The organism is Nocardiopsis tropica, from assembly GCF_042660575.1.
Taxonomy (GTDB): Bacteria; Actinomycetota; Actinomycetes; order Streptosporangiales; family Streptosporangiaceae; genus Nocardiopsis; species Nocardiopsis tropica.
On sequence record NZ_JBHSUF010000009.1, the window covers coordinates 188806 to 212801 of the forward strand.

Consider the following 23996-nt stretch of genomic DNA (forward strand, 5'->3'; position numbering starts at 1 on the left):
AATCCCCCTCCCCGGACGCGGGGGCCGCTCTCGTGTTCCACCGTCCTGCTGAGTCCGGTCGAGGTGACTTCCCCTCGTGGTGCCGCTTCCCGGGTTCAGGGCTGCCCGACCTCGTGTCCGAGGGCGGCCATGTGCGCCATTGCCGCGGCAATGGCAGCGGCAGTACTCGTCCCCGTCAAGCAGGGAAGGACCGGTGAATCCGAGTGACTCGACGGGTGCCCGCGCACCGCACACGACCCGTCCGCGACCCGGGTTGCACCGACGGAACCAGCGCTCCGACCTGCATGGACGTCACCGGATCGGCAGGCCGGTGACGGCGCGGCCGATGATGAGCCTCTGGATCTCGCTGGCCCCCTCGAAGATGGTAAAAATCGACGCGTCGCGGTGCCAGCGCTCCACCGGGTAGTCACGCGTGTAGCCGTTGCCCCCGAGGATGCGCAGGGCGTTCTGGGTGACGAAGGTGGCGGTCTCCGAGGCGTAGAGCTTGCTCATGGAGCCCTCCGCGTTCGTGAAGTCCTTGCCGTTGCGGGCCATCCAGGCGGCGCGCCACACCAGCAGGCGGGCGGCGTCGATGCGGGTGGCCATGTCCGCGAGGAGGAAGGCCACGCCCTGGTTGTCGCCGATGGGGCGGCCGAACTGCTCGCGCTGGGTGGAGTAGTCCCGCGCGTACTCGTAGGCGGCGCGCGCGGTGCCCACCGCCATGACCCCCACGCTCGGGCGGGAGGCCTCGAAGGTCTTCATGGCGGCCTGGCCCTTGGAGCTGCGGCCCTCGCGGGCGCGGGCGAGGCGTTCGTCGAGCTTGTCCTTGCCGCCCAGCAGGCACGAACCGGGGACCCGGACGTCGTCCAGGACGACCTCGGCGGTGTGGGAGGCGCGGATGCCGTGCTTCTTGAACTTCTGTCCCTGGGACAGGCCCGGGGTGTTCGGGGGCACGATGAACGAGGCCTGGCCGCGGGAGCCGAACTCCGGCTCGACCGAGGCGACGACGACGTGGACGTCGGCGATGCCGCCGTTGGTCGCCCACGTCTTGACGCCGTTCAGGACCCACTCGTCCTTGGCCTGGTCGTAGACGGCTCGGGTCCTGATGGCCGAGACGTCGGACCCGGCGTCGGGCTCCGACGAGCAGAACGCGCCGAGCTTGACGTCCTCGGCGCTGCCGAACATCTGCGGGACCCACTCGAAGAGCTGCTCCTGGGTGCCGTTGGAGGCGACGGAGACGGCGGCCAGCCCCGTGCCGGTGATGGACAGGGCGATGCCGGGGTCGCCCCAGTAGAGCTCCTCGAAGGCGACGGGGATGCCGAGCCCGCTCGGCTCCAGCCACTGGTTGGCGAAGAAGTCGAGGGAGTAGAGCCCGATCTTGGCCGCCTCCTGGATGATCGGCCAGGGGGTCTCCTCGCGTTCGTCCCACTCGGCCGCGGCGGGGCGGATGACGTCGGCGGCGAACCCGTGGGCCCAGTCCCGGACGTCGCGGACGTCCTCGCTCGGTTCCAGGCTGAAGGCGGGCGCGGGGGCCTCACTCATGCGCTTACATCCTTTGTCGGACCCTCCGGGGGCGGAGGGGCGGTCAATGCGTGTTACCAACGGTAACAGCAGGATCTTCCAGGCACAATCGTCCGACGGGCGCGGCCCGCCCCTCGACGGCGGAGGCAGGTCACGCCCGGCGGGGCGAGCGGGTGCCGCCGGTCGCGCCCCCGCCTCCCCCGCCGTTCGACCGACCCCGCCCTGGCCGGATCCGGCCACAGCGCCCGGCCGTCCCCGTTCCGACGAACCCGCGGCCACCGCGGCGGATCGTAGAAGGTCCGCGGAGAACGGGGACACGGCTGCCCGGGGCCTTCCCGACACCACCGGGAGTCCTCCGGCGGGCACGAGCACCCCACCGGACGACACACCGACGAGCAGTACGACACCCTCCGCGCCGCACGGCGCGGGGAGCCCACCCGGCGGACACGCCGCGCCGGTCCTGTCCGCGGCCCCCTCCGGGCCGCGCCGGGCCCCGCGCCGCTCGCCCCGCCCGCCCCGCCCGCCGTCACGACGAGACCGCCGACCGGACCGGTACACCGGCCGGCGGCGGAGCGGTCCACCTCATCGACTCCCACGACACCCCCTAAGGACCCCCGATGACCCCCAACCGCACCACCACCGCCGCACTCGCGACCGCCGCCCTCGCACTCGGCCTCACCGCCTGCTCCGTCAGCGTGGACCCCGACGAGATGGGGCTGGAGTACAACGCCGGCCTGTTCTCCTCCACCGCCTTCGACCAGTGCGTCGAATCCGGGAACCGGGAGTACTACGGCCCGGGCGACGAGGTGTACGTCTACCCCGGCGGCCAGCGCACGTTCACCTTCTCCGGCGGCGACGAGGCGGAGATGTCCTCGGAGACGGTCGTCACCGCCGACAACCTGGAGATGACCTCCACCGGCGTCGTGACGTTCCAGCTCAACCCCGACTGCGACGTGTTCCAGCAGATGCACGAGCTGGTCGGGACCAAGTACGAGGCCCACGAGGACGAGGGCTGGAACGAGATGATCCGCGACTACGTGGGGCAGCCGCTGCGCCGGGCCCTGGACGACGCCAGCGCGGAATTCGAGTGGCAGGCCCTGTACTCCGACGACGACGCGAAGCGGGAGTGGGAGTCCCGTGTCGGGGAGCTGCTGGTCGAGTACGTGACCGAGATGGGCGGCGGGGCGTTCTTCATCAGCCCCACCTACACCACCGAGGACGGCGACGACCTGGGCGCCCCGCAGCTCACCCTCCAGCGGCCCGTGCCGCCGGAGACCGTCCGGGAGGCCATGACCGAGGCCCACCAGGTCGCGGAGCAGATCCAGACCGCGGAGGCCCGGGAGGAGCTGGCGGACGCCGAGGCCGAGGCGATGCAGTCGCTCGTCGACCTGCTCGGCCCGGAGGGCGCGGTCCTGTACGAGGCCATCAAGAACGGTGACGTGGACGTGGTGGCGCTGTCCCCGGGCGCGGGGGTGTCGGTGACCGGGAGCGGGGACTGACGCGTCGGCGCGGGCCGGGGGAGCACCCCGTCCCGCGCCGTGCCGTCCCGCCGTCCCGCGCGGGGCCGTGCGTGCGATGCCCGTCCGGCCGGCCGGGCGGGCCGGCCCCCGCCCGTGTGCGCGCCGGGCGGTTCTCCGGCCGCGGGCGCCCTGACGGTCCGATTCATCCGACGTCTACGCTGGCGCCATGAACGCCACCACGGGCGAAGGCGCCCCCACCATCACCGTCCCCGCCGCCTACAACGGGCCGGACGGGTCGGGCAACGGCGGCTACACCGCGGGTCTGCTCGCCGCACGGCTCACCGCCGTCGGAGGGCCGGCCGTCCAGGTCACCCTGCGCACCCCGCCGCCCCTGGACCACCCACTGGCGGTGGAGGGCGACCCCGCCGCCGGCCTCCGCCTCACCGACCCGGCGGTCGGAGAGGGACAGGCGGGCCACCTGGTCGCCGAGGCCGCGGTCGCCGACCTCCCCGGCGGGCCAGGAGCCCCCGGGATACCGGGAGGCCCGATCGGGCTCGCCGAGGCCGCGGAGGCCGAGAGCCGCTACGCCGGACTCTCCGGGCACCCCTTCCCGCGCTGCTACAGCTGCGGCCCCGAGCGCGCCGAGGGCGACGGCCTGCGCCTGTTCGCCGGTTCCGTGCGCCCCGGCGCCGGCCCCGGCGGCGCCGGGAACACCGTCGCCTGCACCTGGACCCCGCACCCCGGACTGGACGACGGGACCGGCGCCGCCGAACCGGTCCAGGTGTGGGCCGCGCTGGACTGCCCCGGCGGCTGGTCCAGCGACGTGGTCGGCCGCCCCGCCGTGCTCGGCCGGTTCACCGTGCGGATCGACGAGGCCCCCCGGATCGGGAGCACCTACGTGGTGGCGGGCCACCTGGCATCGGTCGACGGGCGCAAGATCCACACCACCAGCGCGCTCCTCGACGGGACCGGAAGGACGCTGGCCCGCGCCGCCGCCACCTGGATCGCGCTCCGGGGCTGAGCCGGGGAGCGGTCGATCCGCCCTCCCACCTCGCAGAACCGCTACCGTGAACCCTTGTGGCCCTCGAACACCCGCGCCCGACCGCGCCGACCGACAGCACCGACGCCTCCGGAACCCCCGCCCCGGAGATCCCCCCGGCACGCGGGGGGCGCGGGGGCCGGGGACGCGACCCCGAACGGCGGCGCGCGATCCTGGACGCCGCCGACCGGGTGATCCAGCGCGACGGGCCGGACGCGTCGATGCTGGCCATCGCCGCCGAGGCCGGGATCAGCAAGCCGATCCTCTACCGCCACTTCGGTGACAAGGGCGGGCTGTACCGCGCCCTCGCCCGGCGCCACGTGGACCCGCTCATCGAGCGCATCCGCGAGGAGCTGCACCAGCACACCCGGTTCGAGGTGAGGGCGCGGGCCACCGTCGGCGCGTACCTGTCGATGATCTCCCAGAACCTCAACCTCTACCGGTTCCTCATGGACCGGGCCACGTCCGAGGACTCCCGCATGCGCGGTGACCTGGGCATGATGGTCCGCCGGCTCGGTGAGGAGCTCGCCGAGCAGCTCCTCGCCGAAGCGCGGGTCGGCAGCCGCCTGCGGTCCCAGATCGTGGCGCACGCCGTGGTCGGCATGGTGCAGGCCGCGGGGGAGTGGTGGCTGGAGCATCCCGAGGTCAGCGAGCGGGAGATCATCGACGACCTCACGGACGCGGTCGTCGGTGCGATCCGGGGCGGAAGCGGCTGAGCGCCCCGGCCGGGGGGAAGGCCCCCGCACGGGGAACTTTCCGGCAATTCGTCGGAACCCCTTGACCTGGAGCGCACTCCAGGTCCCATGCTTCTCGACATGAGGGACTACTACACGCCGGGCGAGGTCGCCGAGAGGTTCGCACTGACCCTGGACACACTGCGCTACTACGAGAAGGCGGGCCTGCTCCGCCGCGTGGAGCGCTCGCCCAGCGGTCACCGCCGCTACAGGACCGACGACGTGGAACTCCTCCACCTGGTCCGCTGCCTGCGCGACACCGACATGCCCATCGCACGCCTGCGCGACTTCGCCGAGCTGGTCCGCGCCGGTGACCACACGGTCCCCGACCGCGTCGAGGTGCTCCAGGGACACCAGCGCCGGCTGGACGAGCGCATCGCCGAGCTGCGCGACCGCCAGGCCGTCATCCAGCACAAGATCGACTACTACCTCGGCGTGCTCGCCGAACGCACCCCCGAACCGGTCGAGGAGACCATCTGATGCGCCACACCACCATCGGCGACCGCAGCGTCAGCGCCCTCTGCCTGGGCGCGATGAAGTTCGGCAGCCAGACCGACGACGCCACCTCCGCCGCACTGCTCGACCGCTTCGTCGAGGCCGGGGGCACCTTCGTGGACACCGCCGACTGCTACCAGTTCTGGGTGGAGGGGTTCGAGGGGCACGAGAGCGAGACCTTCCTGGGCCGGTGGCGCCGGGAGCGGGGGATCACGGACGAGGTCGTGATCGCGACCAAGCTCGGCGCCCAGCCCACCGTGCCCGGCACGGGGCCGGAGACGAAGGAGGGGCTGTCGGCGGCGGCCGTCGCCACGGCCGCCGAACGCAGTCGCGAGCGACTGGGGGTGGACCGGCTCGACGTGCTCTACGCCCACCACGAGGACCGGTCGGTCCCGATGGAGGAGACCCTGGGCGCGTTCGCCGAGCTGGTCGCCGAGGACGCGGTCGCCGAGCTGGGCCTGTCCAACCACCGGACCTGGCGGCTGGAGCGTGCCCGCGCCGTCACCGAGGCCAACGGCTGGCCGCGCCCCCGCGTGCTCCAGTACCGGTACAGCTACCTCCAGCCCCGGTTCGACCGGCCCCTCGCCTCCACGGGGCACATGCACGTCACGCCCGAACTCCTCGACTTCGTGCGGGAGGAGGCCGCCGAGGGCCGGGAGCACACGCTGGTCGCCTACACCTCCTTGCTGTGGGGCGCCTACACGAGGCCGGAGAAGGCCGCCGGGCTCGACCCGGTCTACGACCACCCCGGGACCCCGGCCCGGCTGGCGGTCCTGGACGAGGTCGCGCGGGAGACCGGTGCCACCCGCAACCAGGTGGTCCTCGCGTGGCTGATGGACAGCGACCCGCGTGTCGTGCCCCTGGTGGGGGTGAGCGGCCTGGACCAGCTGAACGAGGCGATCGAGGCCACCGACCTGACGCTCAGCGCGGAGCAGTGGGGGCGCCTGGCGGACGCCGGGTAGCGGCCACGGGCCGCCGGGCCCGCCGGTCGGGCGCCCGACGGGGCGAGGGGCCGACCGGCGCGGCAGCGCCTCCCCGTACCGGTGCGCGGCGGCCCACGGGACGGGAGAGGCGGTGCTCCGGGGGCGGGGGCTCCGCGGGGGACAGGGGTGGCGTGGCCGGGGCCGGTCAACAAGACCGGGGCAAAGTACGCATACGCGCACATAAAACTGTGTGTACGGTTTTTCTCAAGCCATGACCGGATACCTTCCCTAGTGGCGGCGGGGCGGCCGCGCCGCCTCGGTCCGCGAACCCGTGGGAGGGGCGACTTGCCCGAGAGCATGTACCACCAGATCCACTTCGCCTGGGCCGAACCCACCCTCCTCGGCAGAGTCGGACCCGGTCCCGCCTCCTCCTCGCTGCCCGAGACGGAGCAGCCCGTACTGCGCTCCTGGCGCGACCGGCTCATCCCCGCGCTCACCGCCGACTACCGGTCCGCCCTGCCCGACACCGACCCCGCCGACTACCCCGAGACCCTGTGGGCGCACACCTACCCCGACGGGCAGGCGGCCCTGGTCTACCGGTGGCCCGGGGACGTCCGCTCCGCGCACGCCTGGGCCATCGTCGGCCCGGGGTACGGGCTGACCCTGCCGCGCGTCCTGGCGCTGCACGAGAACCCCAACACCCGCCCGGCGCAGCGCCGCCCGCCCGCCCCCGGCTGGGCCGCCATGGACACGCTGCCCGCCCCCGAGCCCTGGGAGCGCACCGCCGCGCCCGGCGCCGTGCGCACCCGCGACCGGCACGCCGCCGAGACCGCCGTCGGCGGAGAACCCCTCCTGGTCGGCGCGGTCGCCGCCGCCCTGGCACGGCCCGACCTGCCCGTCCACATCGCCCTGGCGCCGGAGCGCGCCGACCTGTGGCAGGCGGTACAGCTGCGCTTCCTGTGGGGGATGCACCGGGCGCTGCACGACGTGCTCACACCGTCCCGGGCGATCCCGGCGGCAGGGTGGAGCTGGTCGTTCTCCACCTACGACCCCGTGCTCGGCACCGCCGACGGCCGACACCTGGCCTTCGGTCCGCCCGCGGCCCCGGCGGCGACGCCGTTCCTCAACCCGCCGCCCCCGGACCACCGCAGGACCGCCGAGGCCCTGGTCGCCGTGCTCCGCGAGGAGGGCGGGGACGCGCTCGCCGCCCACCTGGCCGAACGGGGGATCCCGGAGGCCCCCACCTTCGCCGACCGCCGCGACCTGCTGGCCGACTGGCTCGCCCCGTCCCCCCGCCCGTCCCGGACCGTGCCCGCGGAGGCCCCGCAGGCCGTCCCCCTCCCGCCGTCCGACGCGGGGGCGGGCGCCGCGTCCCCGGAACCCGCGGAGGGGATCGAGGCGCACAGAGCCCCGGAACCCGCGCCACCGCGCGGGTTCGGTGAGGAGGCCCCGGAGTCCCCGGCCGAGACCCGCGCCCCCGGATACGGCGTTCTCGACGACGACCTCGGACTGGAGGACGTCCCCGAGGCCGAGGCGCTGCCGGACGGCGAACCGGAACCCGGGAGCGGGGACGGCCTCCCGGGTGCGCCGGACGCCGACGCGGACAGGGGGTCCGACGGCGACCGCGCCCCGCACGGTGGACGCGGCTCCGCCGGCGACCGCGCCCCTGCCGGCGGCCGTCGTTTCGATACCGCGTCCGAGCAGGACGACATCCCCCTTCCGGACCTCCCCGAGGCCGAGGCCCCGGGGGAGGAGGAGACCGGCCCCCGCCCGCCCTCGGAGCCATGGGCGCCCGCCGAGCGCACCGAAGCGGCACGCCCCGCCCCCGGTGCCCGGCTGGGACAGGGCTCGCTCCGGGCGTTCGCCGAGGAGATCGCCCGGGCCGCGGACGCGGAGCGCGAGGCCGGACGAGCGCGGTCCGCCGCAGGGCCCGGACGCGACCCGGACGGGAACGCCCCGCAGGGCCGGACCAACGAAGCGCTCTGGCCCTCGTCCGACCCCGAGCCCCTGCCCGAGGCGCCGGAGCCCGTGGACGGGCCCGACGGCGCCGCCGAGGCTCCCCCCAGGGCCCGCATGCCCCGCATCGCCCCCGCGCCCGGGGAACCGTCGACCTCCGGCGCCCTCCGGACGGGGGAGGCGGACGGGGGCGAACCGCAGGGCGGACACCGGCGGACGACGGGGATCTTCGACGCCCCGGAACCCTACGCGCAGCCCGGGCCGGTTCCCGCCCGCGACCCCCTGGCGCCGCCCGCCTACTACGAGGCGGGCGAGATCGTCACCGACGACCCGACCCCGGTCGCCGGGCGGCCGCGCATGTTCGGCCGCACCCTCCGCAGGGCCGTCGACCGGGACGCGAGGGCCGCCCAGCGCCGCGCCGCCGAACGCCGGGAGGCCGAGGAGGCCGCCCGGGCTCCCGGGGCGCCGGAGGTGCCCGAGGCCACGGAGACCCAGGAGCCCCCGGAGTGGCGGGAGCCGCACGAGCGGACGGTCGCCGTGCCCCCGGCCGAACGCCGCGACCTCCCCGCGGACGCTCCCCCCGAGGACTTCGCCCCTCCGGCCCCGTCCGAGCCCGTCGCCGCCCCGGAACTCCGGGCCCCCGCCGACGCCCCGCCCCTCGGCGTGGTCGCCGCGGCCGACGGGGAGAACGGGAACCGGGGCGGGGACGAACCCCTCGACTACGCGGCCGAGACCGAGCCCGGGTTCGACGACCCCTTCGACGAGGGGCCGGCCGACGACAACTGGCCCACCCAGTACGCGGACCTGCCCCTGGCCCGCCTGGAGCGCTGGCACTCCCGCCGCGGCCCGGAAGGGGCCCGTGTGGACGTGGTCGACGCCCGCGCCGCCGTCCGCGCCGAACGCGCCGAACTCCAGCGGGTGCGCGAGGAGCGCGACCACTACCACGCGGAGGTCCAGGACCTGCGGCGCGACGTCGCCCGGCTGGACCGGCCCTGGCTGGACCCCGAGGACGAGGAGGAGCACGACGCACCCCTCGCCCCCCGCACCCGCCGCCGGCTCCCGCGCGTCCTGGTGCCGGTCCTCCTGGTGGCGTTCCTCGCCACCGGCCTGGAGGCGGGCGCCCGCCTCGACCTGGGCGCCCTGGACCTGCTCGCCCTCCTCGGCGACGGGATCGCCTCGCTGTTCGGGTGACCCCGCCCGGCTCCGGCCCCGAAGGCGACGACGCCCCGGCCCGGCCGTCCCCTCCCCTCCGGCGGGACGGCCGGCCGCCGCAGGCGCCCTCCACCGTTCCGTGCGTCCTTCGGTCGAGGTGCGCGGACGCCGTCCGTCCCGGCACGCTGTGCCCGCGGCGGAAGAAGCCGCCCCCCTTTCTTCCGTTTCCGGTGAAACCCTTCGGGCCGGTGGTGCGGGCGGGACGGGAACGGCGATATGAGACCCGTGAAGGCGGGGGCATTCACGGCGTGCGAAGGAAAACAAAAGTCGGCCGTAAGAGGAGGCTGAAAGTATCCGTTCCGGCGCTCGAACGAGTGCGAACGATACGGAGGAACGACATGAACGTACTGCGTGCGGCCGCTGCCGCAGCCGCCTTCGGGGTCGCCGTGACCGCCGGGGCCCTGGTGGCGTCCCCCGCGCACGCCGCCACCTACAACGGTGCCTGCGGTTCCGGGTACAACGTCGTCAACAGCGTCGCCGTCGGCAATTCCGGCACCACTTTCCTCACCTACAACAATTCCAATGGCTACAACTGTGCCGTCACGGTGCGCAACAACCCCGGAGCGGCCGTCGAGATGGTGGTCGCCCTCAAGCGGACGCAGGACGACGCGAGCCAGGCGGTCCAGGACGCCGGCTACTACACGACGTACGCCGGCCCGGTCTACCTCCACGCGGCCGGGAGCTGCGTCGACTGGTACGGCTACATCAACGGCGCCAACGGTTTCAAGAACGGGACCAACTGCGGCTGACCGGGCACCCGGATCCCGGGCCCGCACGGGCGCCGGGAGGGGCGTGCCGCCTCGCCGAGACGGCCCGCCCGCCGGGCGCCGGTCCACTCCGGAGCCGGAACGGAGAACCCCACGGCCACTTCGGGCGTCGAACCCCGTCGTCAACGCGAGATCGTCGCGTCGAATGATGAGGAGCGGTTCGTGTTCGGAATCCTGCGCCCCTGTCGGCACACCCTGCCCGACGGTCTCGCCGAGGAGTGGATGTCCCACATGTGCGGGCTGTGTCTGGCCCTGCGCGACGACCACGGCCAGGCCTCACGGGTCGCCACCAACTACGACGGGCTGGTCGTCTCGGTCCTGACGGCCGCGCAGTCCGAGAGGGAGGCCGACACCCGCGCCGCCGGCCGCTGTCCGCTGCGCGGCATGCGCGGCGCCCGGGCGGCCAACGGTTCGGGGGCGTACCTGGCGGCCGCGGTCTCCCTCATGCTGGCCTCCGCCAAGATCACCGACCACATCGAGGACGGCGACGGCCTCTACGGCCGTCGCGGCGTCCGCTCGCTCGCCGGCCGGGTGGCCGCGCGCTGGCGGCAGGGGGCCACGGAGGCGGGAGACAGGCTCGGCTTCGACGGCGCCGGGCTCGTCGCGGTGATCGACCGGCAGCGGGAGGTCGAACTCGCCGCGGGGGAGGGGACCGACATCCTCACGGTCACCGCCCCCACCGAGGAGGCCACCGGTGAGGCGTTCGCGCACACCGCCCTCCTCGCCGACCGCCCCGCCAACGCCGCTCCGCTGCGTGAGGCGGGGCGCCTCTTCGGCCGTATCGCCCACCTGCTGGACGCGGTCGAGGACCGTGGGGAGGACCTGGCACGCGGCGCCTGGAACCCGCTCACCGCGACGGGCACCGGCCCCGACCGCGCCCGGGAACTGTGCGACGGAGCCGTCCTGGGTGTGCGCCTGGCACTGGAGGAGGCCGAGTTCACCGACGACCGCCTGGTCCGCGCCCTGCTGGTCCGCGAACTCGGCCGCTCGGTCGACAGGGTCTTCTCCCAGGCGGGGTACCCCGCGCCGGGGCCGCACGGTCCCCACCACCCCCACGGTCCCCACCACCCTCAAGGCCCGCACCAGCATCAGGCCCCGGGGCCCCACACGCCCCGCTACTCCCACGGCCCCCACGACGCCTACGGCGTGGAAACCCCGCACCAGGGAGGAGGCCACCACCACGGGGGTCACGGACCCGGCGAGGGCGGCCACGGCTCCGGCTCCGGGGGCGGCAAGTCCGGCGGCGGAGGGTGCTGCACCGCCTGCTCCTGCGACACCCCCGCGGCCTCCCACCCGCCGAAGGCGCGGGGCGTCTTCAGCGGGTGCGCGGTGGCGCTGTTCATGTGCGGCACGTGCCAGTTCTGCTGCCGGGACCCGCACCCCGGGCCCTGGACGGGGAAACCCCGCAAATCCTGGTGCGAACTGTGCGAGTGCTGCAACTGCTGCCAGTGCTGCCAGTGCTGCGCCTGTTGCGAAGGAATCTGAGACGGGCCGCCCCGCACCCCTGACTTCCGGCGGCGTGCGCGACCCCGCCCGCGTCCGGAAGCCGGGGCGCCCCGCCGCCCCGAGCCCCGGGCAGGGGCCGTGCTCCTTCGGTGGTCGAGGGCGCTGCTCCGGGACAGCGGGGCGGACGGGGGGCGGGTCCGGCCGACCAGGGGTCCCGGGGGACGGGACCGGAGGCCACGGGCGGGCCGGTCACCGCAGGTCCGGGCCGCTCCTAACCTGGGAGCATGACCGACAGCGCACCCCTGCCCCCGTCCCCGCTCCCCCCGGAACTGGTGGGGGCCCTCTTCGAGATGGACCTGCCCCAGCGGTACCTGGACGACCTGGCGGCGGCCCCGGACGAGGCGGGGGAGATCCTCCTGAACGCGGCTCAGGGGCTGGGCCCCACGAACCCGCGGACGGCGCGGGATCTGCTGGAGACACTGCGGGAGTTCGCCCCGAACCCCGACCACCGCCAGTACGCGACCCACATGCTGGCGGCCTCCCTCCGCGCCGAGGGCCGCGTGGACGAGGCCGACCACCTGATCGAGGGGCTCATGCGCCCCGGGGTGCTCGGCCGTGCCACGGCCGTCGTGCTCGCCGACGAGTTCGCCCGCGAGGGAGACCTCGACAAGGCGCTGTACTGCTACAACGTCGCCTGTCGCGCCATCCTCGCCCAGCCCGCGCAGATCATCTCCCAGCTGGACCCGTACGGACTCCTGCCGCTCGTCGGCCGGGCCGTGGCCCGCGAGAGGCTCGGACTCGCCCCGGACGCCCACGACCGCGCGGCCCTGGCGGCGGACGGGGCGCCGTCGTCGCTGGAGACCGCCCTGGACCGGGCCGACGACGCCGTCCCCGGCCGGGGCCCGGTCGTCCACGCGGCCTTCGCGCGGGACGCCCTCCCCGAGGCCCGGAACCTCGGCCTCCTGTCCGACGACGCGGACACGGACGCCCACCACCACGGCGTCGAGCGGTCCCTGCGGGCGGAGTCCGCGGAACACACCGGCGCCCTCCTGGCCACGGTCCTCACCACCCCGGAGGAACTGGGCGCCTTCGCCGGCGCCCGAGGACTCGACGCGGCGGACGGCGATGCCCTCCGGCTCTGGGCCGGGACGCTGTCCCCGGAGTCCGGGCGCCTGGCCCCCTGGCCCCCCGGGCGCAACCACCCCTGCTGGTGCGGTTCGGGGCGCAAGTACAAGAAGTGCTGCGGGTCCCCGTCCGTGCGCTGAGCCCCGCGGTCCCGGGCACGCCGCTCCCGCCCCTGCAGACGGACGGGGGCGGCGGATCGTCCGCCGCCCCCGGCTGACCGGCCCCAGGACCTGTTCGACGCCGCCGACGCGGTGGCCGGGGCCCGTTCTCACCCCTCCAGGCGCTTGAGGACCTCGGGCAGGTCGGAGGTGTGCGCGACCGTCAGCCGCCGGGTGGCGCGCGTGACCGCCACGTAGAGGTCGTTGGCGCCGCGCGGCTGCTCCAGCAGCGTGTCCGGTTCCACGACCACCACCGAGTCGAACTCCAGCCCCTTGGACTCGGTCGCGGTCAGCACCACCACCGACTCCTCCAGGGCGTCCCTGACCGGGCCGGGGCGGGCGGCGTCCGGAAGCGCCTCCGCGACCTCGGCGAGGCGGCGGTCCGACGTGACGACCGCGACGCGGCCCGCGCCGACCGCCGCCGCCTCCTCGGCCACGATCCCCGGCAGCCCCTCGGACAGCGACGCCAGCCGCACGGCGCGCGGCGGCTCACCGTCCTCGCGCACCGACTCGGGGACCTCCTCGCCGGGCGCCGCCTCGCGCAGCACGTCGGCGGCCACCGCCATGATCGGCGCCGGGGTCCGGTAGTTCACGAGCAGCCGCTCCACGTGCACCTTGCCGGGGGCGTAGGGCTCCAGGACGTCCGTCCACGAACGGGCGCCCGCCGCGCTGCCGGTCTGGGCCACGTCGCCGACCACGGTCAACGACCTGGTGGGCACCCGCCGCATCACCGTGCGCCACGCCATCGGCGACAGCTCCTGGGCCTCGTCCACGATCACGTGCCCGTACGCCCACTCCCGGTCCTCGCCCGCCCGCTCGGCGGTGGTGCGGCGCGGGCCGCTGTCGCGGTGCCGGTCGGCCAGGGCCTCCGCGTTCATCATCTCGTCCTCGGCCAGGCCGGTGAACTCCAGCACGCCCTGGGCGAACCGCACCTCCTCGGCGCGCTCCTCCTCGGCCCGGCGCTCCCGGATCCGCTCGTCGGTGTCGTCGCGCCCCAGGACGTCGGCGGCCTCGTCCAGCAGGGGAACGTCCTCGACCGTCCACGGCGACCCGGGGGAGCGCAGCAGCGCCGCCCGGGAGGCCTCGTCCAGGCCGACCCGCGTGCCGACGCGCTCCAGCGCCGCCGCGTCGGTGAGCAGTTCGCGGACCAGCCGCTCCGGCGACAGGTCCGGCCACAGCGCGTCCAGCGCCTGCCGCACCGGCGCCTCGTGCCAGAGCCGCTCGCCCACGAACGGCAGGTCGTCGTCCTGGACGGGGCGGGACAGCAGCACGGACTCGGCCCGCGCCAGCTCGCTCAGCAGGGTCCGCACGACGTACTTGCGCGCCGTGTTGTGGGCCAGCGGAAGCCCGCGCGCGGTGTCCAGCACCCGCCGGCAGGCCTCCTCCGGGACGGTGAGCGCTCCCGCGTCGGCCTCCACCACCAGGTCTCCCGACCCGAACGCCTCCAGCGGAGTGCGCTGGCGGTCGAGCACGGCCGCCGCGACGAGGTCCGCCATGAGCGGGGAGCCCTTGACCGCGGCGGTCGCGTACGCGTCGTGCGCGGTCGCCTCCACCCCCGGGAACAGCTCCCCGAGGGTGCGCATCACCACGTCGGTCTCGCCGAGGGAGGGCAGCACGTCGCTCACGTAGCGCAGGAACGCCGTGTTGGGGCCCACCACCAGCGCCCCGCGGCGCTCCAGCACGTTGCGGTGGGTGTAGAGCAGGTAGGCGGCGCGGTGCAGGGCGGCGACGGTCTTGCCGGTGCCCGGTCCCCCCTGGACGACGAGGATCCCGGCGAGCCGGGCGCGGATGACCCGGTCCTGCTCGGACTGGATGGTGGCGACGATGTCGGCCATCCGCCCGGTCCGCTCGCGGTGCAGCGACTCCAGCAGTGCCGCCTCCCCGACCAGCTGGCGCCGGTCGCCCTCGGAGAGGCCGGCGGAGTCGAACACCTCGTCGTCGAGTCCGGTCACCCTGCGCCGACGCACCCGCAGGTGGCGGCGGCGCGTGAGCCCCTGCGGGTCACCGGGGGTGGCGGCGTAGAACGGCCGGGCCGCCGGGGCGCGCCAGTCCACGAGGATGGTCTCGTGCTCGGTGTCGCGCAGGCCGATCCTGCCCACGTAGCGGGCCTCGGGGCCGTCGTCGTGGGAGAAGTCGATCCGGCCGAAGCACAGCCCCTCCTCGACCGCGCTGAGCTGGGCGCGGCGCCGGGCGTGCTCGTAGGCGCGCGTCTCGCGCTCCACGAGCGCCGCGTAGCCGGTCTGCGCGTCGAGCTGGACCTCGGCGAGCTGCTCGGCGGTGCGGGCGCGCAGGACGTCGAGCCGCTCGTACATCGTGCCGACCCGGGCCTGTTCCGCGGCCAGTGCGGACTGCTCCGGTGACGCCTCCCCGGCGCCGTCTTGACAGAACTGCATGTGCTTGATATCCTACCTGTTGCAGGTAACTATGTTTTTGCTCGGAAAGGCACAGTGGGTTCCGAAGCTTAGCACAGTCCTGCGCTCCCCGACCGACCGGCTCGTCCAGCGTCCCGCACTCCTCCTGCGGGACACGGGCGCCGACTTCCCCGTCGGACTCCCCGAGCCCCCTCGCACCCGCTACACTCGGGCCCATGCGAACCACCTCGCCCCGAGCCCAGTGGTGGCGCCGCCTCTAGGCGGTGCTCCGATTTCGCATACCCCAGCGACCGCCCCGGACCGGCGGTCGTTCGTGTTTTCACGGCCCCGGCCGGTGCGGTCATCCCGTCCGCACACTGCGCAAAAGGACCGGCCGTGAACGCCAGCGCCACACAGACCACCACGTACAGCACCCCGGGCGGCGTGACCGTCCACCGCAGCGCCACCCCCTGCGACCCGGAGGTCCTCACCGACCTCGTCCGGTCGGTCGAGTACCGGCGCGGGGGCGTCCTCTCCTCCGGGATGGAGTACCCGGGCCGCTACGACCGCTGGCACCTGGGGTACGTGGACCCGTGCCTGGAGATCACCACCCGCGGACGCCGCGTCACCGCCACCGCCCTCAACGACCGCGGACGCGTGCTCCTGCCGGTGCTGGCCCGGGCGCTGGGCACCGTCGGCGCCACCGACGGGCGCGACCGCGACCAGGTCTGCGTCGTCGTCCCCGAACCCGACCCCGACGCGTTCTTCACCGAGGAGGAGCGCAGCCGGCGCCCCAGCGTCTTCACCGCGCTGCGGGCCGTCATCGCCTCCCTGCGCAGCCCAGAGGACGCCAACCTGGGCCTGTACGGGGCGTTCGGCTACGACCTGTCCTTCCAGTTCGAGCCGATCGAAGAGCACATCGAGCGCGACCCGGACGACCGCGACCTGGTCCTGCACCTGCCCGACGCCGTCATCGTCCGCGACCGCAAGCGCGAGACCTGCGTGCGCTACACCTACGAGTTCACCGTCCCCGCCGAGGGGGACCGCCCCGAGGCCACCACCGAGGGCCTGCCGCGCGAGACCGAGCCGACCCCGCCCGTGGTCGCCTCGGAGGTTCCCGAGGGGCCCGAACCGGGCTCCTACGCCAAGGTCGTCGCCCGGGCCAAGGAGAAGTTCCGCCGGGGCGACCTGTTCGAGGTCGTCCCGGGCCACCGCACCTACGCCCGCTGCTCCTCGCCCGCGCGCTTCTACGAGCTGCTGCGCGAGCGCAACCCCGCGCCCTACGAGTTCTTCTTCAACCTGGGGGAGGGCGAGTACCTGGTCGGCGCCTCCCCGGAGATGTTCGTGCGGGTCACCGGTGAGCCGGGGACCGGCCAGCGCGTGGAGACCTGCCCGATCTCCGGCACCATCCGGCGCGGGGAGGACGCCCTCGGGGACGCCGAGAACATCCAGGAGCTGCTGTCCTCCGTCAAGGAGAAGTCCGAGCTGACCATGTGCACCGACGTGGACCGCAACGACAAGTCGCGCGTGTGCGAGCCCGGCAGCGTCCGGGTGATCGGCCGCCGTCAGATCGAGATGTACTCCCGCCTCATCCACACCGTGGACCACATCGAGGGCACCCTCCGCCGCGACTTCGACGCGCTGGACGCCTTCCTGACCCACATGTGGGCGGTCACCGTCACCGGCGCCCCCAAGACCTGGGCCATGCGGTTCATCGAGCAGAACGAGTCCAGCCCCCGCCGCTGGTACGGAGGCGCCGTCGGCGTCGTCAACTTCGACGGCTCCATGAACACCGGCCTCACCCTGCGCACCGCCCACATCCGTGACGGCGTGGCCGCCGTGCGGGTGGGCGCCACCCTCCTCTACGACTCCGACCCCGAGGCGGAGGAGCGCGAGACCTTCCTCAAGGCGCGCGCACTGCTGGAGACCCTCGCCCTGGGAGAGGAGGCCGCACGCCGGGAGGCCCTCGCCGCCGAGGGGGCGCCCGCGGTCCCGGAACCGGTCGCGGCCCCCGCGGCGGACCTGCCCGGCGAGGGGATGAGGGTCCTGCTCGTCGACCACGAGGACTCCTTCGTCAACACCCTCGCCGACTACGTGCGCAGGCACGGGGCCGAGGTCACGACCGTCCGCTACGGGTTCGACCCGTCGCTCCTGGACCGGCTCGCCCCCGACCTGGTGGTGGTCTCGCCCGGCCCCGGCCTTCCGGAGGACTTCGGGATGTCCGCCCTGCTGGACGCCCTCGCCGCCCGGAACCTGCCGGTGTTCGGGGTCTGCCTGGGCCTCCAGGGCATGGTGGAGCACGCCGGCGGCGAGCTGCGCACCCTGGCCGATCCGGTGCACGGCAAGCCGGGCCGCGTCAGGGTGTCCGGCGGGCGGCTCCTCAGCGGGCTGAGCGAGGAGGAGGCCTTCCCCGCGGCCCGCTACCACTCCACCTACACCCTCCCCGACCTGGTGAAGGGCTTCGAGGTCACCGCCGTCCTGGAAGACGGCGCGGACGGGGAGGAGGTCGTGATGGCGATCGAGGACCCGGCGACGCGCCGGTACGCCGTCCAGTTCCACCCCGAGTCGATCCTGACCGCGAGCGTCGGGGAGGGGATCGTGGCGCGGGCACTGCGCCTGGCGCGGGACTGACGCCTCCGGAGGGGACGGCGGATCCGGGCCCGCGCGTGGCCTGTGCCACGTGCGGGCCTCCTCACCTGCACCGATGCCACCAAAGCAAAACAAATCACCGCACGCTGTTTGATGATTTCGTTATAGGACAGTGGTTGTGTATGGGTATTTTGCTAACGATCCTCGGAATCATCCTCATCGTCGCCGGTGTTCTCGGAGTGCTGCGGGGACAGCTCCTCTGGGGCATCATCTCCATCGTCGTCGGGCTGGTTCTGGCCCCCGGTACCTTCTACGGCCTCTAGCCGGTGAAGGCAGGCCCGCCGCCGAGCGGGAAACCTCCACCACGCCGACACCACCGATACCGGTCCGAGGGCCGGGTGTCCTCCCAGGAGGACACCCGGCCCTCTCCCGTCCCCGGACGTGTACCCTCGGGTGAGGCTAATCGGCCCCGCCCCCACACACGCCCCCGTGCCCCCGGAACCCCTGGTCACGGTGTTCACGCGTGCCCGGAGGCGGGGCCCACCGAACGGGAGGCAGTGCTGTGAAGAGGGTCGAGCCGCAGGTTCGTCTGGTCGCGCGTCCGCAGGTCGACTACGACGCGATCACCGACTACCTCAAGGAGGTCGGCGGTGAGGCGTGGATCGAGCGGTTCGACCGCGGCGAGCTCGACGCGCACCTCAACGATCCGCAGAACCTCGCCGAGTTCGCCGGGCGCCTGTGCTACCGCTCCTGGGAGCCGGGCCTCAACCCGAACGTCACGCGCGTGCGCACCGACCAGGACCAGTACCTCGGCAACATCCTGGCCAGCCTGCACGGCTCGGTCCTGGAGCACGTCAGCTTCAGCTTCGTCCTGCACAACGTGTCCCGGGTGCTCACCCACGAGCTGATCCGGCACCGTCCCGGCGTCGCCGTCTCGCAGGAGTCGCTGCGCTTCGTGCGCCTGAGCGACCTGCCGTTCTGGTTCCCGGACTGGGCGGAGGAGGACCCGGAGCTGATGGAGCGGGCCACGGCCATGCTCCAGCAGATGGAGGAGTTCCAGCTCTGGATGGCCGACCACTTCGGCCTGGACGACGACGGCGTCAAGTTCGCGGAGAAGAAGCACAAGACGTCCTTCATGCGCCGCTTCGCCCCCGAGGGCGTCGCCACCGGCCTGGTGTGGACCGCGAACGTGCGCACCCTGCGCCACACCCTGGAGGCGCGCACCGCCCCGGGCGCCGAGGAGGAGATCCGCCTGCTCTTCCACCTGATCGGCGAGACCCTCAAGAAGGAGGCCCCCGCCCTCTTCGGCGACTACGAGGTCGAGGACGGCGCGTGGGTGCCGCGGTGGCGCAAGGTCTGACCCCCTTCCGCGCGCGACCGGCCGGTCCGGTCCCGCGCCGGCACACGGCCCGTCCGACCCGGCTCGCCCCGGGCGGGCGGGCCGTTCGCACGGGGGCGCGGCACCGCGTCCCCGCGCCGCGCCGGGGGACCGCGTCCGCTAGGTTCGTGGGTAAGGAGCACCCGAGCGGAAGGACCGTGGGCATGGGCGGCGAGGAACCGCGTACCGACCGGGGGACCAGGACGGTGCGGGCGTCCGCCGCCGCGGTCTACCGCGCCATGACCGATCCGGGCTCCCTCGAGGCATGGCTGCCGCCGGAGGGGATGACCGGCCGGATGGAACGCTTCGAGCCGTGGGCCGGCGGAGGTTTCCGCATGGTGCTGACCTACCTCGACCCGGCCGCCGGACACGGCAAGACCTCCGATGCCAGCGACGTCACCGAGGTCGGCTTCGCCGAGCTGGTCCCGGGGGAGCGGATCGTGCAGCGCGTCGCCTTCGAGTCCGAGGACCCCGCGTTCGCCGGGACGATGACGATGACCTGGCGGCTGGCCGAGACGGAGGACGGCACCGAGGTGACCGTCGAGGCGACCGACGTGCCCCGGGGCATCTCGCAGGCCGACCACGAGGACGGTCTGGCCTCGTCCCTGGCCAACCTCGCGGCCCACGTCGAGGCCTGAGCACCCGCCGGCGCGCACGCCTCAGCCGTCGGCGGCCAGCCGGAGCAGCCGCGCCTCCACATCTTCGGCACGGGGGTCGCCGTGGTCGCGCAGGTAGTCCAGGGCGGCTCCCAGCGCCTCCCGGACGCCCTCCCCGTCGCCGAGGGCGACGCGGGCCTCCGCCAGCCCGATCAGTGCCACTGCCCGGCTGTCCCGGTCGTCACGTTCCTCGAAGACCTCGATGGACGACAAGTACTCCGCCACCGCATCCCCGGCCCGAGCCGAACCGGTGAGGATCCGCCCCAGCGTGCAGCGTGCCCACGCCGTACTCCACACGTCACCGATGTCCTCGAACATCCGAATCGCGACCCGGCAGTGTCCGAGCGCGGTGTCGAACCCGCCGAGGTCCGCGCGGAAGTCGGCCAGGCCGAGCAGCCCCATGGCCTCCCCCCGCCGCTCTCCCGCCTCGTGAAAGACCCCGATGGCCCGTTCGACGGTCTCCACGGCGCCGCCGCGCTCGCCGTGTTGCCAGGCCACCACACCGAGTCGGCGCAGAGCGAACCCCTCCACCCACGGGTCACCGGCCTCGCGGTTGGAGGCCAGGGCAGCCCGGTAGTGGCGCACGGCCGCGTCCAGGTCGCCCAGCAGCCATTGGGCGTCGCCCGTCCCCAGGCGGTTGCGAGCCGTTCCGAAGGCGTCGCCCGCGCTCTCGGCCGCCCGCAGACCGAGGGTGTGGAGGTCACGCCACTCGTGCCAGTACCGGCGCAGCTCGAACAGACCGTAAACGGTCGCGGGCAGTCTCCAGGCGGTGCCGTGGTGGCCGTGCTCCAGAGCGGCACCCACCACGGCGACCAGGTTCGTACGCTCGGTCTCGAACCAATCCAGCGCGTCACGGACAGAGTCGAGCCAGGGAAGCTCGCGTCCGGCCGGGCGATGAGGCGTTCGGCGGCCACTCGGAGAGCGAGGGGGAGGCGTGCGCAGTGCTCGGCCAGTTCGTGTGCCGCGCGCGGTTCCGAGTCCACCCGGACCCCGACCGTGTTGCGTAGCAGGTTCACCGAATCGGCCACGGGAAGGACGCCCAGCGCGAGACGCCGGGCCCCTTCGCGCGCGACGAGCCCGGCCAGCGCGCTGCGGCTGGTCACCACGACCATGCAACCGGGTGACGCCGGCAGGAGGGGGCGTACCTGCGCGGGGTCGAGCACGTCGTCGACGACCAGGATCCGCTTGCCGTCGAGCTCGGACCTGTACAGGGCCGCACGGCCGTCGAGGTCCAAGGGGATGCGGTCCGGTGGGACGCCGAGAGCACGCAGGACGGTGTCGAGGATCTGGCCGGCTTCGGCGCGTGGGCCGGGTCCGTGCCCGTGGACACCGGCGTAGAGGTCCCCGTCGGGGAACCGGTCGCGCGCCCGGTGCGCCCAGTGGACGGCCAGAGCGGTCTTGCCCACACCCGGTGGGCCGACGAGCACCGCGACCGGAACCCCGGTCCCGGCTTCGGCTGCCGGCGCGTCCAGGTGTTGAAGATGAGCGGTGCGGTCCACGAACGCGGTGGCGGCCAGCGGTAGTTGTCGTGGGACCCGAACGGATCTGGCGGACCCGGAGACGATATGGATGCCGCCGTGCGCGAGACCCGCTTGCACCGCCGTATCGGGGCTGCCGTGCACGGTGTTCGCGGTCCGGTGGTTGTCGATGTCGGTCACAGGGGATGCATGTCGGCGTCGAAACGCTTCTCGTACTCGGGAAAGGGGACAGCCCGGTGCAGGGCCCGGACGCGTACCGCGTTGGCCCGGACGATCTCCTGCGGGTCGCAGACCAGTTCGGGGGTGAGCATGGTGCCGTCCGGGGCGTAGTTCATGCGCACCAGCCGCTCGGAGCCGAAGAGCCAGTAGTCGTGCCGCGGGATGCCCTCGGGCCAGGTGTCCTCGGTGACGGGGAGGATGTTGACCTCCTCGCCCGCTTGCACGCTGGGGCGGTAACCCCACACCGATGCGAACCGAAGGTAGTCGGTCAGCGGTTCGACGACCACGTGGACCCGGCTGAACCGTCGGCTTCCGCCGACGAGGCGCGCCCAGGACTCGTGCGACTCGGACGTGATGACCTCCCCGTCCTCAAGAAAGCGGCGGAACGCCTCTTTCTCGTAGCCCACGTCGTAGACCTGGAGGGTCTCCAGCCGGAACGCCGTGTACCGGCAGTCCTCGAAGAATCGGTCGAACTCGTCCCCGCCCACAGGCCGGGAGCGGACACCTGCCAAGGTCACGCGTCCCTCCGCCGGAAGCGTTCGACGGCGGCGAGGACGATCTCGGGGGAGATGCGGACCGCGGTCTCGCCCGGCAGGGGATCGACCAGCTTCGCGAAGTCGGCGTCGTCGAGGCCGGCGCCCTGGACGACGAAGTCACCCGTATCGCTCAGGTAGACGGAGGGGCAGCCCTTGTTCACCGACTTGTCGTCCTTGGCGAGCAGTTCCAGTTCCATGGCTCTCCGGTCGGGCCCAGTAGAACGTTCCCAGGCCTTCGAAGCTAACACGGACCCCTTGCGCCGTAGGGCTTTCGGTCACATCTGGTCTCAGCCCTCCACGTACCTTCGCCGTATCCGTTCCACTTCGTCCCCATCGTTCTCACGCGACGCGCGAACCAGCCGCTTGACGTCGGCGGCGGCGAGCGCGTCGAGCAGGACGCGCATCTGGGCTGTGTCATGCGGATCGGTGCGTTCCCCGGCGTCGTTCGTCTCTTCCCTCCCACATGTCTCCTACCCCAACCGGTCGGACGTACGGGGTAGGACGGCCCTCTCCGGTTCGTTCGCGTCCGACCGCGGTCGCCCGGTGCCCGGAGCGGCCGTGGGGAACGAGGCCCTTCCCGTGCCGTGGTCGGCGGGCCCTCCTCCAGTGAAGCGCATCCGCCTCCTCCTCAGGAGCCCGTCCGCCCGGACGGCCCGTGCAAGGCGAAGCCCCGCATCCGGCCCCACCTGCGGTGCTGCGCGGTCGGAGGCGTAGCATTCGCCGCGCGTCCGGGGCCGGTCGGTCCCCGGCGCACGTACCGGCACCCGTGTGGAGAGGCCCACCATGGACGAACAGCCCCGTACGACGGTCTTCCGCGACCTGCGCCCCCTGGGCGGCGACCCCGTCGACCTGGTCGTGGTAGACGGAAATGTGGCCGCGGAAGCCGAGGGGGAGACGGCCGTCGTCGACTGCGGTGGGCTGATCGCCCTGCCGACCCTGGTCGACGCCCACATCCACCCGGACAAGACGACCTGGGGCGAGCCCTGGCACTCCCGGAGCCCGGCACAGGGCATCGCCGGGTTCGGGGCCCAGGACGCCGAGCTCTTCCGGACCTCGCCCACGCCGGTCGGCGTCCGCGCGGAGCGGCTCATGGCCCACGCCGTCACCCGGGGCACGCGGGCCATGCGCGCGCACGCCGACGTCGCGCCCGTCTACGGGCTCGAGGGCCTGGAGGGGGTCCGGCGGGCGGCGCGCAACCTGGCGCACGCCCTGGACGTCCAGACCGTCGCCTTCCCGCAGCACGGTGTCCGGCGCTCGCCCGGGACCGACAGCCTTCTGGAGGAGGCCGTCAGGACGGGGCTCGCCGACCTGGTCGGCGGCATCGACCCGGAGGGCTTCGACGGGGACCCCGACGGCCAGCTCGACCTGGTCTTCGACATCGCGGACCGCCACGGCGTCGGAGTCGACATCCACCTGCACGACCGCGGCGACCTGGGCGTGCGCACCATGGACGCCGTCATCGAGCGCACCCGCGCTCTCGACATGGGCGGCTCCGTCACCGTCAGCCACGCCTTCTGCGTGGCCCAGGCGGGTGACGGCTTCGACCGGCTGGCCGCCCGGATCGGCGCCGCCGGGATCTCCCTGACCACGGTCGCCTCCGACGCGGCCCGGGTCCTGCCCGCCGCGCGCCTGCGCGAGCACGGTGTCCGCGTGGGCGTCGGCTCGGACGGTGTCCGCGACTCCTGGAGCCCCTTCGGGGACGCGGACATGCTCCACCGCGCCCACATGATGGCCAGGGCGCTGAGCTCGCGCCTGGACGGGGAGCTGTCCGACGCCTACCTCACCGCCGCGCACTCCGGCGCGGAGGTGGTGGGGCTGCCCGCCGCCGACCTGGCCGTTGGCTCTCCCGCCGACTTCCTGCTGGTGGACGGGGAGTGCCTGCCGCAGGTCGTGGTGGACCTCCCCCAGCGCCGGACGGTCGTCCGGGCCGGGCGCGTGGTCGCCCGGGACGGACGCCTGGTCTGACCCGGGCGC

Annotated in this window: 19 protein-coding genes; 14 read left to right on the plus strand and 5 right to left on the minus strand. The window is 74.0% G+C overall.

The window, feature by feature from the left end:
- Positions 1–291: 291 nt before the first annotated feature.
- Positions 292–1521 carry an acyl-CoA dehydrogenase family protein gene (locus tag ACFQBR_RS16715; RefSeq protein ID WP_267945384.1) on the minus strand — a complete coding sequence of 410 codons (1230 nt, stop codon included), beginning with the start codon at positions 1519–1521 and terminating at the stop codon, positions 292–294.
- A gap of 596 nt (positions 1522–2117) precedes the next feature.
- On the opposite strand from ACFQBR_RS16715, the gene ACFQBR_RS16720 reads away from it, so the two are divergent.
- From ACFQBR_RS16720 to ACFQBR_RS16760, 9 genes are all read left to right on the plus strand, one after another.
- Positions 2118–2999: an SPFH domain-containing protein gene (locus ACFQBR_RS16720; RefSeq protein WP_344180752.1), complete on the plus strand. Its 882-nt coding sequence runs from the start codon at positions 2118–2120 to the stop codon at positions 2997–2999.
- A gap of 187 nt (positions 3000–3186) precedes the next feature.
- Positions 3187–3981 (plus strand): hypothetical protein, encoded by a 795-nt coding sequence (locus tag ACFQBR_RS16725; protein ID WP_344180750.1) that lies wholly within the window; start codon positions 3187–3189, stop codon positions 3979–3981.
- 56 nt (positions 3982–4037) lie between these two features.
- Complete coding sequence (locus ACFQBR_RS16730) at positions 4038–4715, plus strand: TetR/AcrR family transcriptional regulator (RefSeq protein WP_344180748.1); 678 nt, start codon at positions 4038–4040, stop codon at positions 4713–4715.
- Positions 4716–4814: 99 nt separating this feature from the next.
- Entirely contained in the window at positions 4815–5213 is a 399-nt protein-coding gene (locus tag ACFQBR_RS16735; RefSeq protein ID WP_267945380.1) for a MerR family transcriptional regulator, read from the plus strand.
- Positions 5213–6190 (plus strand): aldo/keto reductase, encoded by a 978-nt coding sequence (locus ACFQBR_RS16740; RefSeq protein WP_344180746.1) that lies wholly within the window; start codon positions 5213–5215, stop codon positions 6188–6190. Before ACFQBR_RS16735 ends, ACFQBR_RS16740 begins: the two co-directional genes overlap by 1 nt.
- 306 nt (positions 6191–6496) lie before the next feature.
- Positions 6497–9298 carry a hypothetical protein gene (locus ACFQBR_RS16745; RefSeq protein ID WP_378553773.1) on the plus strand — a complete coding sequence of 934 codons (2802 nt, stop codon included), beginning with the start codon at positions 6497–6499 and terminating at the stop codon, positions 9296–9298.
- Between the two features lie 359 nt (positions 9299–9657).
- Complete coding sequence (locus ACFQBR_RS16750; RefSeq protein WP_344180742.1) at positions 9658–10068, plus strand: spore-associated protein A; 411 nt, start codon at positions 9658–9660, stop codon at positions 10066–10068.
- A gap of 180 nt (positions 10069–10248) precedes the next feature.
- On the plus strand, positions 10249–11571 hold the full coding sequence (locus ACFQBR_RS16755) for a DUF5685 family protein (RefSeq protein ID WP_344180740.1): 1323 nt from the start codon (positions 10249–10251) through the stop codon (positions 11569–11571).
- 245 nt (positions 11572–11816) lie between these two features.
- Positions 11817–12797 carry an SEC-C domain-containing protein gene (locus ACFQBR_RS16760; RefSeq protein ID WP_344180738.1) on the plus strand — a complete coding sequence of 327 codons (981 nt, stop codon included), beginning with the start codon at positions 11817–11819 and terminating at the stop codon, positions 12795–12797.
- 128 nt (positions 12798–12925) lie between these two features.
- On the opposite strand, the gene ACFQBR_RS16765 is transcribed toward ACFQBR_RS16760, so the two are convergent.
- Positions 12926–15208, minus strand: coding sequence for a HelD family protein (locus ACFQBR_RS16765; protein WP_344180736.1), 2283 nt, complete (start codon positions 15206–15208; stop codon positions 12926–12928).
- A gap of 354 nt (positions 15209–15562) precedes the next feature.
- On the opposite strand from ACFQBR_RS16765, the gene ACFQBR_RS16770 reads away from it, so the two are divergent.
- From ACFQBR_RS16770 to ACFQBR_RS16785, 4 genes are all read left to right on the plus strand, one after another.
- Positions 15563–17797 carry an anthranilate synthase component I gene (locus tag ACFQBR_RS16770; RefSeq protein ID WP_344180734.1) on the plus strand — a complete coding sequence of 745 codons (2235 nt, stop codon included), beginning with the start codon at positions 15563–15565 and terminating at the stop codon, positions 17795–17797.
- 140 nt (positions 17798–17937) lie between these two features.
- Positions 17938–18078, plus strand: coding sequence for a GPGG-motif small membrane protein (locus ACFQBR_RS16775; protein ID WP_267945365.1), 141 nt, complete (start codon positions 17938–17940; stop codon positions 18076–18078).
- A gap of 239 nt (positions 18079–18317) precedes the next feature.
- A complete protein-coding gene (thyX, locus tag ACFQBR_RS16780; RefSeq protein ID WP_344180732.1) occupies positions 18318–19115 on the plus strand; it encodes an FAD-dependent thymidylate synthase in 798 nt (265 codons plus the stop codon).
- A 182-nt stretch (positions 19116–19297) separates the two neighbouring features.
- Positions 19298–19771 carry an SRPBCC family protein gene (locus tag ACFQBR_RS16785; RefSeq protein WP_344180774.1) on the plus strand — a complete coding sequence of 158 codons (474 nt, stop codon included), beginning with the start codon at positions 19298–19300 and terminating at the stop codon, positions 19769–19771.
- 21 nt (positions 19772–19792) lie between these two features.
- Here the strand turns inward: ACFQBR_RS16785 and ACFQBR_RS16790 are convergent, their stop codons facing one another.
- From ACFQBR_RS16790 to ACFQBR_RS16805, 3 genes are all read right to left on the minus strand, one after another.
- Positions 19793–20596: a tetratricopeptide repeat protein gene (locus ACFQBR_RS16790; protein WP_344180730.1), complete on the minus strand. Its 804-nt coding sequence runs from the start codon at positions 20594–20596 to the stop codon at positions 19793–19795.
- An 847-nt stretch (positions 20597–21443) separates the two neighbouring features.
- Positions 21444–22004, minus strand: coding sequence for a DUF6879 family protein (locus tag ACFQBR_RS16800; protein WP_344180728.1), 561 nt, complete (start codon positions 22002–22004; stop codon positions 21444–21446).
- A complete protein-coding gene (locus ACFQBR_RS16805) occupies positions 22001–22219 on the minus strand; it encodes a hypothetical protein (RefSeq protein WP_330162382.1) in 219 nt (72 codons plus the stop codon). The genes ACFQBR_RS16800 and ACFQBR_RS16805 overlap by 4 nt, the downstream gene beginning before the upstream one ends.
- Before the next feature lie 586 nt (positions 22220–22805).
- Here ACFQBR_RS16805 and ACFQBR_RS16810 point away from each other — a divergent pair.
- The gene (locus tag ACFQBR_RS16810; protein ID WP_344180726.1) at positions 22806–23987 is read left to right on the plus strand and encodes an amidohydrolase; all 1182 of its coding nucleotides are present in this window, start codon (positions 22806–22808) and stop codon (positions 23985–23987) included.
- The last annotated feature ends 9 nt before the right edge of the window (positions 23988–23996 follow it).

Excerpts from the sequence above, each read along its gene's own strand:
- ACFQBR_RS16785 (WP_344180774.1), top strand. The coding sequence starts at position 19,298 with ATGGGCGGCGAGGAACCGCGTACCGACCGGGGGACCAGGACGGTGCGG.
- ACFQBR_RS16765 (WP_344180736.1), bottom strand. The coding sequence starts at position 15,208 with ATGCAGTTCTGTCAAGACGGCGCCGGGGAGGCGTCACCGGAGCAGTCC.
- ACFQBR_RS16760 (WP_344180738.1), top strand. The coding sequence starts at position 11,817 with ATGACCGACAGCGCACCCCTGCCCCCGTCCCCGCTCCCCCCGGAACTG.
- ACFQBR_RS16740 (WP_344180746.1), top strand. The coding sequence starts at position 5,213 with ATGCGCCACACCACCATCGGCGACCGCAGCGTCAGCGCCCTCTGCCTG.
- ACFQBR_RS16715 (WP_267945384.1), bottom strand. The coding sequence starts at position 1,521 with ATGAGTGAGGCCCCCGCGCCCGCCTTCAGCCTGGAACCGAGCGAGGAC.
- ACFQBR_RS16750 (WP_344180742.1), top strand. The coding sequence starts at position 9,658 with ATGAACGTACTGCGTGCGGCCGCTGCCGCAGCCGCCTTCGGGGTCGCC.
- ACFQBR_RS16810 (WP_344180726.1), top strand. The coding sequence starts at position 22,806 with ATGGACGAACAGCCCCGTACGACGGTCTTCCGCGACCTGCGCCCCCTG.
- ACFQBR_RS16775 (WP_267945365.1), top strand. The coding sequence starts at position 17,938 with ATGGGTATTTTGCTAACGATCCTCGGAATCATCCTCATCGTCGCCGGT.
- ACFQBR_RS16805 (WP_330162382.1), bottom strand. The coding sequence starts at position 22,219 with ATGGAACTGGAACTGCTCGCCAAGGACGACAAGTCGGTGAACAAGGGC.
- ACFQBR_RS16720 (WP_344180752.1), top strand. The coding sequence starts at position 2,118 with ATGACCCCCAACCGCACCACCACCGCCGCACTCGCGACCGCCGCCCTC.
- ACFQBR_RS16725 (WP_344180750.1), top strand. The coding sequence starts at position 3,187 with ATGAACGCCACCACGGGCGAAGGCGCCCCCACCATCACCGTCCCCGCC.
- ACFQBR_RS16735 (WP_267945380.1), top strand. The coding sequence starts at position 4,815 with ATGAGGGACTACTACACGCCGGGCGAGGTCGCCGAGAGGTTCGCACTG.